The 13653-nt window shown below is 62.8% G+C and carries 8 protein-coding genes and 4 pseudogenes; 2 read left to right on the top strand and 10 right to left on the bottom strand.

Going from position 1 to position 13653, the window contains the following annotated elements; all coding sequences use genetic code 11:
• Positions 1-100: 100 nt before the first annotated feature.
• Positions 101-1312: an ROK family transcriptional regulator gene (locus LPN03_RS03970; protein WP_262453204.1), complete on the bottom strand. Its 1212-nt coding sequence runs from the start codon at positions 1310-1312 to the stop codon at positions 101-103.
• A 1971-nt stretch (positions 1313-3283) separates the two neighbouring features.
• Between LPN03_RS03970 and LPN03_RS03975 the strand changes: the two genes are divergently transcribed.
• The gene (locus LPN03_RS03975; protein ID WP_262453205.1) at positions 3284-3637 is read left to right on the top strand and encodes a type II toxin-antitoxin system RelE/ParE family toxin; all 354 of its coding nucleotides are present in this window, start codon (positions 3284-3286) and stop codon (positions 3635-3637) included.
• Entirely contained in the window at positions 3637-3942 is a 306-nt protein-coding gene (locus LPN03_RS03980) for a helix-turn-helix domain-containing protein (RefSeq protein ID WP_262453206.1), read from the top strand. Before LPN03_RS03975 ends, LPN03_RS03980 begins: the two co-directional genes overlap by 1 nt.
• A gap of 891 nt (positions 3943-4833) precedes the next feature.
• Here LPN03_RS03980 and LPN03_RS03985 read toward each other — a convergent pair.
• From LPN03_RS03985 to LPN03_RS20880, 9 genes and pseudogenes are all read right to left on the bottom strand, one after another.
• The gene (locus tag LPN03_RS03985) at positions 4834-5052 is read right to left on the bottom strand and encodes a hypothetical protein (RefSeq protein WP_262453207.1); all 219 of its coding nucleotides are present in this window, start codon (positions 5050-5052) and stop codon (positions 4834-4836) included.
• Positions 5049-5288 (bottom strand): annotated as a pseudogene (locus LPN03_RS03990) (transposase); the annotation flags it as partial. The gene LPN03_RS03985 and the pseudogene LPN03_RS03990, both read right to left, overlap by 4 nt.
• A gap of 122 nt (positions 5289-5410) precedes the next feature.
• The gene (locus LPN03_RS03995) at positions 5411-5830 is read right to left on the bottom strand and encodes a DUF6262 family protein (protein WP_262453208.1); all 420 of its coding nucleotides are present in this window, start codon (positions 5828-5830) and stop codon (positions 5411-5413) included.
• Positions 5820-7991 (bottom strand): tyrosine-type recombinase/integrase, encoded by a 2172-nt coding sequence (locus tag LPN03_RS04000; protein WP_262453209.1) that lies wholly within the window; start codon positions 7989-7991, stop codon positions 5820-5822. Before LPN03_RS04000 ends, LPN03_RS03995 begins: the two co-directional genes overlap by 11 nt.
• A gap of 59 nt (positions 7992-8050) precedes the next feature.
• Positions 8051-9142: a site-specific integrase gene (locus LPN03_RS04005; RefSeq protein WP_262453210.1), complete on the bottom strand. Its 1092-nt coding sequence runs from the start codon at positions 9140-9142 to the stop codon at positions 8051-8053.
• Positions 9143-9281: 139 nt separating this feature from the next.
• Positions 9282-10298 (bottom strand): annotated as a pseudogene (locus LPN03_RS04010) (IS256 family transposase); the annotation flags it as partial.
• Between the two features lie 362 nt (positions 10299-10660).
• A pseudogene (locus tag LPN03_RS04015) lies at positions 10661-11245 on the bottom strand (IclR family transcriptional regulator C-terminal domain-containing protein); the annotation flags it as partial.
• Positions 11246-11282: 37 nt separating this feature from the next.
• Positions 11283-12983 (bottom strand): putative transposase, encoded by a 1701-nt coding sequence (locus LPN03_RS04020; RefSeq protein WP_262453211.1) that lies wholly within the window; start codon positions 12981-12983, stop codon positions 11283-11285.
• Positions 12984-13223: 240 nt separating this feature from the next.
• Positions 13224-13529: pseudogene (locus tag LPN03_RS20880) on the bottom strand (helix-turn-helix domain-containing protein); the annotation flags it as partial.
• Positions 13530-13653: the final 124 nt, after the last annotated feature.

Below are 13653 nucleotides of genomic sequence, written 5' to 3' on the forward strand. Positions count from 1 at the left end.
CGTGGACGGCCAGCCCGGCGCCGGGTCCCGGGACCCGGCCGGCGCCGTGGCGGGGCGGTCGGCCCGGGGCTGGCGGACCGCGAGTCTTGTAGGGCGGTCACTATCCCACCACCCCCGCCGGCACATTGGTAAGGCGGGCACGAACCCGCCGCCCCTGCTCACCTGAACTTTCTTCACTGTAAAACGGGGCAGAGGCCACGAGGGCGGCCGCACCGAGCGCCCAGGCCTCGTCGTCCCAGGACTCCACGATCACAGGAATGCTTCGACGGTCTGCCGTCAGCGCGCCCCGAAAGGCCCGCTCGAATTCCGAGGCCCAGTGGCGCCAACCCCTGGTCCCTTCGCCGCTGACAATGACGACCTCCGGATCCAGCACCTGCACGAGCCCGGCGACGATTCGGCCAAGCGGCCGGCCGGCCCTGCGGAAAATGTCCAGGGCAAGCTGGACCCCGTCGTCGGCGAGCCCCTGCAAATCAGCGATGGCGGCTGAGGGGGTAATGATCCCGGCCTGGCGGGCATGCTCCACAAGCGTCTTTTCCCCAACCAGGGCTTCAATGCATCCGTGGTTGCCGCAAGAGCACAGTGGACCGTCGTCAACAGCGACGATGTGACCGATTTCGCCGGCACCGCCCCTGCTGCCCCGCACAACCACGCCGCCGGTGACGAATCCTGCACCGACGCCCTCCCCAATGGTCACAACCAGGAACTCGGCATGCTCACGACCCGAACCATAAAGCCGTTCGGCAACGGCAAGGGCGTTGACATTGTTCTCCACCAGCACTGGAACATGCAGTTCCCGACTCAAAACCTCCCCGAGCGGCACCTGCCGCCAACCCAGGAGGCTGGAATCGACAACACCGCTGCCCTGGGCGTCAACAGACCCGGGAACGCCGACCCCGATCCCCAGAAGCGGGGTATCACGTTCTTCGCCGACGAATGCATGTACGAGCGAGACGAGATCAGACAGGGATGTGAACGACGTCGCATCGTAGTCCTTGCTGTCCGACCGGACTATTTGCCCGCTAAGTTCCGTTTCGACGAAAGCAACATGATCCTTCGAGACCTTCATGCCCACCACCCGCCTTGCCGCCGTGGCCAAGCCCAGCATCCGGGCAGGACGGCCGCCATTGGAAGGGGACATGGACAACTCCCGCACCAGGCCGTCCGCAATGAGATCCTTGACCAGCTGGGTCATCAGGGCGGGGGAGACCCCCAACGCCCGGGCCAGGTCAGCCCGGGACGCACTTCCGGAAGTACCAAGAAATGCGAGGATCGCAGACCGTGTGACGTCGGCGTTTCCGCTTGGCCGAACCATTGAAATCTCCTTTGTTTAGGACTTAATAAAGACTAAAACTATGACGTGGCTCACGTCAAGACTTTTACGGGGTCCACATTGGATGGATTTTCGTGACGCCATCACGGTTGGCCCGTTTCTCGGGAACGGGAACGGTTGACAACGGTGCACGGTGAGGGTTGGGACGCCACAGCCAGCCGCGGTCGGGCATTGGAAGCGAATCCCCGACGACGTCAACGATGCTGGTCTTGCGAACGTCAACCCAGACCCTGGGCCAGCACTCGGGTATGTCAACTGCAACTTTGGCCCTGGCCATTGTCCGCACCACACTTGGCCATATGTTCCGGCGACGGACGTCCTGGAAAAGACCCCGGCGATCCACGCTTCGCTGGTGCAGGCCCGGCGCATCGGCGAGGGCGAGTCCTGCCGTTGCACCTCCAGGACGCGACAGTGGCGCGCTAGTTCACTCTTTCCTGGCCGTCGGCGGTGATAGGAGCTTTTCCGAACCAGTCCCTGCCCACGATGCTTTTGATTAGGGCGACGGGGACCCATTCGCCCCGGCAGTTCTTGTCATCAGGTTCGTTCCAGTCGACGGACCCCCGGTGGGGGTCCTCGCCGCGGGCGGTCGGGTGGCGGTCCGAGGCCGAGACGACTGCCATCACCCCGAGACCTGGATCAACTCCATTCCTGGCTTGCATTTCCAGCACGTTGATTGTGCCGCAGCTGCGGCAGGATCGTCGAATGCGAGCGCAACGAAGGGGAACAGGTCCTGTACCGGCCGCTGCAGCCCGGCAATCATTCGGGGTTCCCAAATAGTGCCGAGCAGAACGCCGCTACCCAAAGCCATTCTGTGCGGCGCCAAACAACTGGACTCTTAATCCCGACGTCTTGACAAGGGGCACTACGAGGAACATAAGAAGATCATCGCCGCCCTGGAGCCCATCGAGACTGGAGCCATCGAGCAGACTCAGGCTGAATGCTACGACTGCCAGGAGGGACAAGACTGCAGCCGCCGGAAGGTGGCGGAAAGGGCCCAGCTGCTGAGCATTCGGGCCGAACGGTGCCCCTTCCTTAACTGGCGTGGGTCCTCAACAGCATCTCATCGTGCGGACCCGGTGTACATGAACCACGGCAGGCCCGGGTGGGGCGAATGTTTCCGGTGCGTGGACGGGCTTCGCCGCGGCTTATGTCCGGAACCCAGGCGGCCATCGCTAGGCCGTGGCACTTGCGGGCGAAAAGATGAGTTGGGAGTCTTCAAATAGATGAGGGCAAGTCTGAGAAAATTTTGCCGAAATAGATGAGTAAAAGATGAGGCGGGTCATTTTTTGACCTAACCGACCCTGACCTCGCGCACATAACCGCAGGTCAGAGCCATATTGTGCCCCGGGCCGGACTCGAACCGGCGGCCAAGAGAAACTCAGGACTTTCATGCCAACAGCCGCCGTTGACCGTCAAAAACTGCCAGTTTCTGGGGGCGGACGGGACAGCGGGTCCTTTTGATATGCCAAGGATTGGCACTGGTTTTCGTTGAAAAACGTGAGTAAAACGTGACGAGGCCCTGCAACGTAGCCCTGGAGCTGTTGTTTGATGGCCGTTTGCAGGTTCATCGGCATGGCTGGTGACATGTCACCGTTTGTCATGGGCGGGCCGTCGTATGCCAACAAACTTTGTGGTCCAGGGTGTGGTTTCACCTCATGCGGGAGAGCCTCCGGTTTCGCGGTCAATTCTGATTCTTGGTGGCGTTTTCGGGGGAGAGATAACCATGAATATCAAGGCATCAGCGAAGGTATTAACCAATGGCAGGGCACCGATCTGGTGTTCGGACCAGCCCGGATGAATGTCATTTACGTGACCGAGCTGCGAACGGTCAGAAGTCTGACGCGGGAAGCAATCTGAGACCGAATTCCAGGCGGCGAGTCCGAAAGCCTGTCGGAGGGCGGGCCTTGATACACCCCTTGAGTTATATGACCTAAGTGTTGTATTCTGGTGGTAATGTGGAACATCGATGCGGGTTTGGTTGAAGCATGGTTGTTCGGTCTGGATGACGACTCCTATGCGCAAGTGGTTGCTGCCCTGGAGTTGTTGGCCGAGCGCGGGCCGCAGCTTGGCCGGCCCTTGGTGGACACCGTTGTTCGGTCGCGGCACAAGAACATGAAGGAACTGCGGCCAGGGTCCAGTGGGCGGTCGGAGCTGCGGGTGTTGTTTGCCTTTGATCCGCGGCGTCAGGCGATTTTGCTGGTGGCGAGGGACAAGGCTGGAAACTGGTCTAAGTGGTACACGAAAAATATTCCGATAGCTGATGACTTGTTCGATGATCATTTGAAGACTTTGAAAGGAGAGTCGTGATGGCTATGTCCATTGAGGAGATGCTGGCGAAGCGTCCGGTCGGCCGGGCGGTCGTGGAGGGGCATAAGCAGCGGATGCTTGATGAGGTTCGTGCTTACCGTCTGCGTGAACTGCGTGAGGCGTCCGAGCTGACTCAGGTACAGCTGGCTGGTCGTCTGAACGTTACCCAGAACCGGGTTTCGCGGATCGAACACGGTGACATTGACCGCGCCCAAGTCGACACGCTACGCAAATATGTTGAAGCGATCGGAGGCACGTTGCGCATCGAGGTCGAGCTCGGGGACGAACGCATCCAAATCGCCTAAATGATTGAAAACGCAGGTGAGGAATCGCCATCGCCTGCGCATACAGAGCCCCAAGCAGTCTTGCCGTGCCGAACTCCTGACTGAAACCGTGGCAAGAACCGCATCGTTTGTCGCCCACCGGACAAGTTACCGGACAGGCTAAACAGGACACAAAATATGGCGCCAATTCAAAGCTGCTGGTCAGGGCGAGTCTGACCGGTGAGAAAACGGCTTACGGGTTCGGCGTCTGGCCGACTGCAAGGTACTCGCCGCGTTGGAATGGACCTGCCGCAGCCGGCCGTTGGGATGGTGGTTTAGGGCAATTCTGCCGAATTACGAGAGCTTGAAGATCGGATCCGCCACGCCGGGCTGTTTACGGTCTTGAGGGAATTTCTTTGGTAACCGGCGGTCGCCAGTTCCGTGAGCAGGGCGATCGGAGGGCCAATTATTGGCAGTCAGGGTCGCAGGTCGTTCGTGCCTGGATGAGCCCCGGATTTCCACCACTTTTATGCGCGCGGATTGAAAGTCGTGACCTCAGATGGATTCGAAATAGACCCCGAAAATTTCAGAAATGTGATCAACTTTTCGTTCAATAACGTGAATAGAACGTGATCTGGCGCCTCGGCGCACCCGGACAAGAAGAGTAAACCCGCAGTTCAGAGGCCTTTTTGTGTTCCGGGCGGGAATTGAGGCCATGGCCAAGAAAATCGCGGCGCAGAGCCCTCGAGCTAATTGAGGAGGCGCCTGCAAATAATGTGTAAAGAAGGTTCATCCCGCAGCATCATTGGGCAGCGAACCGACTCTCTTCCTCCGGGAATGCTTTGAGCGGTACTGTCTGGCCTGCATTGGTCTCGAGGTCAAGTCCCGTGGAGTGGTGTAGCCGTTTTGTGATGCTTCGAGGTTGTTGAGGGGTTAGAAGTTGTAGTTCTCGGACGGCTTTGCTGGTTCGGTGTCTTGCCTTGGGTTGTTGCCGGTGGGTTGCCAGTCGGGGTGGATGGTGCCGTCGGGGAGCCAGAAGTCTTCGGGCCAGGGGGCGGGGCGGCCGTGTTCGTCCCACCAGCCGGTGTCGTATCCGGCGGCGAGGAGCGCGAGGTCGTGTTCGCGTTGTGATGCGGGATCGGTGGTGTTCATGCGGCGATCTCCATGGTCTCGAGTGCGGGCAGGTCGGTGTGGTGTTCGGTGTCGCCGGGATCCAGTGCGGTGAGCCGGCAGCGGGCAAGGACTTCAAGGCCGAAGTAGCGCCGTCCTTCGGCCCATTCATCGCTTTGCTCGGCCAGCACGGCCCCGACGAGGCGGATGATCGCGTCACGGTTGGGGAAGATCCCAACGACGTCGGTGCGGCGGCGTATTTCCTTGTTGAGCCGCTCGTTGGTTATCTCCAGTCTGGGCGTCGGACATGCCTCTGAACTGGGCTTTTATGTTGTGGACGGTGTCTTTGACGTGACTGCTTGAGGCATTTGAAACTGGTTCGTCGGCGTCAGATTGTTGTTCATCCGTGATGTCCATGGCCTGATCCGGTACCTTGGCCGCCCTGCTTTGCCCGCTGGTCACCGAGGGCGTGGGCGAGCCGGTGCCGGAGTTTGTTGTTTTCCTCGGTGAGCGTGCGTACTCGGTCGTTGGCTGCCTGCAGCCGGGCCAGCAGCGAAGCGTCGGAGGCGCGCTGGCGGGTGGGGATGGCGGGGGCGGGTGCGCGCCCGGTGGCGTCGCGGAGCCTTTCGATTTCTGCGCGGAGATCGGGTTGGGTGTAGAGGAAGGCCCGGGATACCCCGGCGTGGCGGGCGACGGCCTCGAACGAGACGGGGGCGCCGGACTTGTCGAGTTCCCGTAGCGTTCGGATCGTTTTGGAACGGGCCAGTTCGTGGCGGCGGCGGGCGGTGGCGGCAAGGTGCCCGGAGTTTTCAGCGGGCATCGGCTGTCCCGTCGGACTGGAGGGCATCGTCCTCGAGGGTGCCGATGATGGTGTCGAGGTTTTCGGCGACCTGCCGGTTCATCTCGGCCAGCCGGGTCTGGCCCCGGGCTTCGGCGGCACTGATGATTTGCAGCACCTGGGTGCGGTGTTCGCGGTGTTGGGGTAGGTACTCGCCGGTGGTGATGAACATCGGGCAGGTCAGGCAGGCGTTTGCGTGCGGGCAGGTCTTTTGCACTGGGAGGCCGCAGAAGCCGTTGGGCAGTGCCTGGGTGACCCTGCCCAGCCGCTGCTTGGCCCAGGCCGCCTCGGCCAGTGTGCTCGCCGGGTCCAGCACGACAGTGGTGCCGCTGATGTCGACCTTTCGGGCGTTCTCCCAATGGCGGCGGATGGTGGTGTCGTGAAGGCGGGCGTAGTGGGCGGTCATTTGTGGGGAGTCGTGGTCGAGGAGGCGTCGTACGACTTCCTGGGGGACGTCCTTGTTGATGAGGCGGGTGCCCAGGGTGTGCCGCCATTGGTGCGGGGTCAGATGCACCGGCCGGCCGTGTTCGTCGCGGATCTCGCAGCGCTCCAGCCACCGGTAGAGGGCGCCCCTGTAGGTGCTGCTGCCCATCGGCGCGAGCCCGTCCGGGTTCTTCGTCAGTCTCGGGAAGAGCAGCGGCGAGGGCCCGAGGATCGCCTGGCGGGCGGTGATCAGGGCACGGAGTTCCTCGTCGATCGGTACCAGTGCCTCGCGTTTCATCTTGTGGTTGAAATAGCGCAGGTATGGTGCCTGGTCCGCGTCGAGGACGATGCAATCGTGTTCCAGCCGCAGAGCGTCGTTCACTCGCAGGCCGCAGCGGATCAGGATCATGGTTGCCAGCCGGTGCGCGTCGTCGTCGAAACGGCGAAGATTATCCTTATGTTCGATCTGGGCCATGACCTGTTCAGCCAAGGCCCGCGGTGGCCGGTCGGGCCGTTGGGGATAGTCAGTGCTGAACAGCATCGCCGTGGCCGGCAGTGTCGCGTCCCATGACTGGGTACGGATGGCTGTGAGGAAGGTGTTGAGCTGGCTGATGTGGTCACCGTGGCGTTGCCGGCCGGCCAGCTCGGACTGAAGGTCGGCCAGGTAGTGTTCGAGCAGCGTCCGGTCAACGCCGGCCAGCGCCGTAACGCCTCGCCGATGGCAGAAGAGTGCGAACCGGCTCAAGGAGCGCAGGCCGCGACGGACGGTTTCCAGCACCAGGCCGGTGGAGAGCTGCCAGCGCACCCACCGCTTGGCCAGTCCCCGTAGCCAGGGCTGCGGTATCGTGTCGAATTTCAAGGTGTTGTTGCCATCGAAGCCGAGCCGGCGAAGCTGCCAGATGTCCCTGTCGTATTCGCCTTCCCAGCCTGCTGGCTGGGCAAGATCCTCGATCCGGCGGCGGGCGTAGAGCAGCAGGGCACGGGGATTGGAGTCCTTCGGGGAAGGCCGGCCGATGCTGGTCCGCCAGTGCTCTTCGCTGCGTTCCAGCAATGAGGATGCCTCCGTGTCACGGAGAAACCTCACGACCTGCATCACCACGACAGGGGGTGTTTTGGTGCTGCGGTCACCACGCCTGCACTGCAGCGCGTACTGGAGCTCGAGTGTGAGCTGCGGCGCCAGCCCGTCCAGCCTGACCACCTGTTCTTCGAGCACCCCGGCCGGGTTGAACCTGCCGAGGAAAGTTTCCAGATCGGGCCGTCCGTTGGCCCGCCACGTGGCATTATGGGCAAGGCATAACGGTCCTGCCGCCTGGGGCCACAGATCACAGTGCGCGACGGCGCAGACGGCACCGGCCTCGGGCTGCTTGACCGCCGGCGCGCTTCCCAGCCAGGCGCCCAATCCGGGCCGGCCGCTGCGTTCCCACCGCTGGGCATGCAAGGCACACATCCCAGACCGCGCCGAACCATAACCGCAACCGCCGACCCGGCAGGCCATGTTCGGCTGCTGCCGGCGCCACCGTGGGTCGGTCGCGGCGACGAAGCCCTCCAACTCCGGCCGCCCGGCCTTCTGCCACCGCCCGTGGTGGCCGGAACAAAGCCCATAACCCGCACGCCCCGCACGTGTGCAACCGCCGACACGGCAAAGGCCCGAACCGAAAATCGGATCGTCGGCTGCGAAGACCAGGGTCACGGAGCGGAATTCACCGGTCACGACGCCCATCAACTTTTCCAGAAGCCCCGGTCCGATCACCCCGCGCCCAGCCGCCCGGGCCACGGAGCTCACAGGATCACCCCGGCGCCCGCAAACCAGCCGGCCTTCTCCAACACCCTCCGGGCATCCTCGGCAGTGAGGTGGCCATAGATGTCTATCGTCGTGGTGACCGAGGCATGCCCCAGAAGGGTTGAGACAACCTCCAGCGGCACCGAGTCCCGCAGCATCCGCGTCGCGGCGGTATGCCTGAACCAGTGCGGGTCGAAGTCCAGCCCGGTCCGGCGCCGCAACCGCCCGACCAGATCATAAACAGTCCGGTAGGACATCGCGTGGCCGATCCTGCCGCCCCAGAGATTGACGAAGACGTAATCGTTGTCCAGATCGCCGTATTCAACATGCAGGTAGTCCGAATACAGGCGCAACAACTGCGCACCGACCGGGACAGTCCGGGACCGCCCGGCCTTGGCCCGGGCCCCGTTCTCATTGATACGCGCAACAATACGGACTTCACGCTCGGCCACCGCCAGGTCATCATGGCGCAGCCCCAGCACCTCGCCGATGCGCATTCCAGTGTCAAAAAGCACCGCAAACAACAACCGGTCCCTTAACCGGGTGCACGCGTCCAGAATGGATTGGGCCTCCTCGACTGTCAATACCCGGGGCAGTTTGCCCGGGGCCTTCAACGTGATGGCCCGCCGCTGTTGAGGGCGCCCCTTGCTGATGTGGTGCAAGAACGGCTTCCACCCCGACCTGCCGCCCGGAGCCGCCCACCTCACCAGCAGATCCCCCAGTTCCACCCCATGTCGCGTCTGATGCTGGTAAAACGAGCTCACCGCAGAAAGCTTCCGATTGATCGTGCCCGGTCCGACCTGCGGGGCAGTCACGGGCAGCACAGCCACCTGCCCAGTGCGCCCTGCCGGCGGCAGCCGGAGCCACCCCACAAACCCGCCAACGTCCTCCAAAGTGACGCGGCGCCAATCCAGGCCCCGGCAGCCGAGGAAGACGAAGAAATCTTTCAAATCGTGGGCATAGGCCTTCACCGTGTTTGGCGATCGATCGACCGCGCTCAGAAAAGCCAGATAGCTTTCCAACGGCGCAACCGGGACATCATCGTCCCCGAGCACCGTCCATGACTCGACCCGTGACTCCGGGATGATCACTCTCTGCACCAACATTGGCCCTCCAGCCTGTTCCGTAATGGATACACCGGAGATAACCATGTCCACCACGGCGAACACAACGACCAGAACGCCCCTGCCAGACATCAAACACACGGCGCAGAGGACTGGAGATAACGTTGGGGTTGTTTGACCAGACCTGCTGCCACACGTCCTTGGGGAACGCGGTGAACGCGAGGATGTCCGCCCTGGCAGCGTCCAGGTGCGCGAACACCGCCGGAAGTTTCGTCTCGACGTAGTCCAGGAGCCGGTCGAATTGGGCGTTCACACTGGCAGGGTCCGGCTGGTCGTAGACCGAGTGCAGCATGGCCTTCACCGCCGGCCAGAGGTTCTTCGGTGTCGCGGCCATCAGGTTCGCCGCGTAGTGGGTGCGGCAGCGCTGCCAGGACGCCCCGGGCAGGTTCGCCGCGATGGCCTCGACCAGGCCGGCGTGGGCGTCGGAGGTGACCATCAGGACCCCGGTCAGGCCGCGGGCGACGAGGTCGGCAAAGAACATGTTCCACGCCGCCGTGGTCTCACTGGTCGCCACGCGCACGCCAAGCACTTCACGGTGCCCGTCGGCGTTCACACCGGTGGCGACCATGACGACAGCGTTGATCACTCGCCCGCCCTCACGGACCTTCATCGTCAGCGCATCCGCGGCAACGAACGTGAACGGGCCCGCGTCCCCCAGCGGCCGGGTGCGGAACGCGGCGACCTGCTCATCCAGGTCCGCCGCCATGCGGGAAACCTGGGATTTTGACAGGGAGTGGATGCCCAGGGTCTTCACGAGCTTGTCCATGCGGCGGGTGGAGACCCCGGCAAGGTAGCAGTCAGCGACAACAGTGATCATGGCCGCCTCGGCACGCTTGCGCCGTTCCAGCAACCAGTCCGGGAAGTACGTGCCCTGGCGCAGCTTCGGGATCGCAACATCGATCGTGCCGGCACGGGTGTCGAGCTCGCGGTGGCGGTAGCCATTGCGCTGGGCCACACGCTCGGGCGAGGGCTTGCCCCATTCGGCACCAACCACCGCATCCGCGTCAGCGGACAACAGCGCGTTGATCATGGTTTGCAGCAGATGACGCATCAAATCAGGTGACGCATCACCCAGAACTTCAGTAAGTACGCCTGCAGGGTCGACAATATGAGCAGCGGTCATCGTGAGATGTCCTTTCGAGTGGGATGTGAGAGTTTCCTCGAAGGACCCACGGTGACCGCCCCCGTTTCCAGGGCCACCGGTCACCGCCGGGTGTTACACCACTCTACGGGGCACTACTGGTCTCGAAATGATGCACAGACTGCAAAAAGACGAAGCGGCCGTGTCCACAAGGGACTACGGCGGCTTTCCAAACCACCGATCGGCATCTTGCCGGGGGACTAAGCCTCCACAGTGAAGTCGGCCAGATGAATCCTGAACACGATCTTGGTCAACACGTGGCGATCACGGAATGACTGTCCAACGCCCGCCAACCTGGTGGCCGGTCAGCGCCGCGCAGGCGTGACGGCTGCACGGCGCGTCGGCTATCGTCCGGCGGCGAGATCGGCGGAGATCAGGGCGGCCGTGTGCAGCAGCTGCTCGCGCACAGTGTCCAGAAACGCCTCCGGATCGTCCTGCCCATCCACGGCTTGAGCCTGCAGGGAAACGTTGACTGCGGCTGTGACCTCACCGCCGGCGCCGCGTACCGGGGCGGCCATGGACATCAGGCCCACCTCCAGTTCCTGGTCCAGCAGGCACCACCCTTGGTCCCGTACGCCGGCCAGCACCTGCCGCAGTTCCGGCTCCGACCCCACGGCTTTAGGCGTCATGGGCGTGACCGGGTGGACGGCAAAGTACTCGTCAAGCTGGGCTGGTGGCAGTCCGGCCAGCAGCACACGCCCCATCGAGGTTGCGTGGGCCGGGAACCTGGTGCCCACGGTGATACCGACACTCATGATGCGCCGGGCCGCGACCCTCGCCACATAACTGATGTCGCCGCCGTCGAGCACGGCTGCCGACGTCGATTCCCCCAGCAAGGCGGAGAGCGCCTGCAGGTGGGGCTGCGCCAGCTGGGGGAGTGAGAGCGCGGACAGGTAGGAATACCCCAATTGCAGTACGGACGGGGTCACAGGGCTCCGGTTATGGCGAGGTAATTGCTGTGGGGTTTTAGGCGTTGTTCTTGATTTTGTAGCGCAGGATTAGCTCGGTGCCGGGGTAGCGGGTTTTGGTGTTGGTGAGGTGGGCGCAGAGTTCGGCGGCTGCCTCTGTTTTGGCTTTGGTGGGTAGCGGGTCCAGGGTGATTGTCAGATGCCCAAGACCGGTGGTGTCGATGTCGCCGGTCTGGTTGAACATCTGTCGCATGAGGGCGTGGGCTTCCTGGTTAGCGCGTTTGTAGCCGGTGTTGGTGCGGATCTCCCTCGCGATCGTCATCGCGGTGTTGTAGGCGGCCATCCGGATGCCGGTATGGATCAGTTTCACCTCGGTATCCAGAACTTGCTGCCCCGGATTCAGCTCCCCGAGCCGAAGTTTTGCTGGAATGGCTTTGTGGGCCCTCTCCTCAACGATTAGCGCGTTCTCTGCTTCCCAGAGCGGTGCCATGGCCTGGTTGTGCATGGCGCTGGTGACCGTGACAGTCAGTTCATTGGATCCTTCCGCCGGAGTTTTCAGCGCCATCAGATTGATATCGGCGATGGCGGCGGCCTCGGCATGGGCATTGCGGGCGGCGACGACTTTTTGGTACGCCTTGGCCTTGGCAGGGTTCGGCACCATCCGATCCTGATCGTCATCGGTGCTGGCGTAGGAGTCGTGGGAATCGAGCTCGAAGTGCATGCGGGCGTAGCGGAACTGGTTTTCCTGTCGCCACCTATTGCCCATGCGATACACGAGCTCCCCGGCACTCATGGTTCGGTCGGTGGTGAGGATGTGGATTTGCCTCGTGCCGCCACCGGTGGTGCCCACGGTCCGGCTGACCTGCCGGATGCTGAAGACTTCCCCCGTTTTCTTCGTCGTGTTCAGGGGCAGGTCAACGAGCGTGTCGGCCACTGACCAGACCCGTTCCTGGCCGTGTTCGTCGGTGTGGGTGACCTCTTTGAAGTGCTCTTCGGTGATGTCCTCGGTGGTGCCTTTGCGCCAGGTCAGGACGTCAAAACCAGCCGCATCCATGTGCTTGAACAACGCCGGTGACCAGCCACCCCTATCGAAGCCGACCAACACGCGGCGGTCGTCCCCGACAGCTGTGCGCAGTTCCGGTAGGAGGTCGCGGAGTTCCGCGGCCAGGGACGCACCCGGTGCGGCCATGACAACGAAGACTGGGGCGCCGTGGGCGTCGGTGACCCAGGTTTCTTCGGTCGCCGGGACCGGGAACTTCAACCTCGTGGAGTAGAGTTTGCCGATCTTTTTCGTGCCTTGGTAGGCGCGCACATGCCCGTCAACATAGAGAATCGCGGCAAGGTCTTCCCCGCCTGGGCCGGTGCCGGCTAGGTGGTGTTTGGCCAGGGCGGCGATCAGTTCTCCGGCTTTGCCCGTCTCGGCGAGTTGGCTGATCCGGCGGCGGATGGTTTTTACTTCCGGGGCCCGATCCAACCCCAACACTCGACCAAGCTCTTGCGGGTCGAAGCGGGTGGCGCCTTCGGCCCGGGCTTCTCCGGCCAGTGCCCGCAGCACGGCATCGATCAGGATTGTTTCGAGGCCGTAGAAACCATTCGGTAGCGCTCCGTACACTTCCTTCGCGCAGGCGAGGAGGCCGGTGGTTTCCAGTGCGGGGAATGCCAGAAACAGTCCGGCATGGCGAACGTGTGCGGCTGGGGAAAACACCGGGGCTGCGCATTCAAGGAACCCGGCAGCGGCACGCTCGGCAGTGCGGGCCACGGGGGCTGGAAAGAGCGGCAGTGCACGTTCTTCCGTTGATTCAACGGGTGCCACGGAATCGTGGGCAGCATTGGCGGCCGGTGTTTCTGTCGCGGGTGTCATGGCCATGGCGCGCCGAACCGTGTCAGTTGAAACTCCGGTCGCTTCAGCGGTGGCCCGCAGGCTCGCACCACCGGCACGAACAGCACGAATCTGGGCCGCTTTCGCTTCCGTGAGCAGGGATGGGCGCTTGGGGCCCTTCTTTACCGGTGCCAACCCCATCAGGCCTGCGTCTTCAAGGGACTTGCGCCAGCGCCGGACCGACTCCGTATTTACACCGAAAGCCGCGGCGACTTCATTGACCTGGGCGGCTCCGGTATCAACCAGTTGTGAGGCAGCCAAGCGGCGAATCCCGTCCTGGCCGGCGGCCCATACATAGGCCAGCTGCCCGTTAATGAAGACCTTGCCGCCAGAGGCGCTTTCCAGCAGAGCGGCACGCTCGCCCATCAGGACAGCGCCGAGATCCGGCAGTATGGGAAGGGCGGATTGGATAGTCATTGAAACCATTGTTTCACCCACCCCAACAAGAAATCATCACACCTTTATTATCTCACAAAATGGATGGAATTAACAGCCCGAGCCATAGTAAGAACCGCGGCAACTCAACAAACTACGAAAGCCCCACGCCCAC

It is taken from the genome of Arthrobacter sp. A2-55 (assembly GCF_025548615.1).
GTDB lineage: Bacteria > Actinomycetota > Actinomycetes > Actinomycetales > Micrococcaceae > Specibacter > Specibacter silviterrae.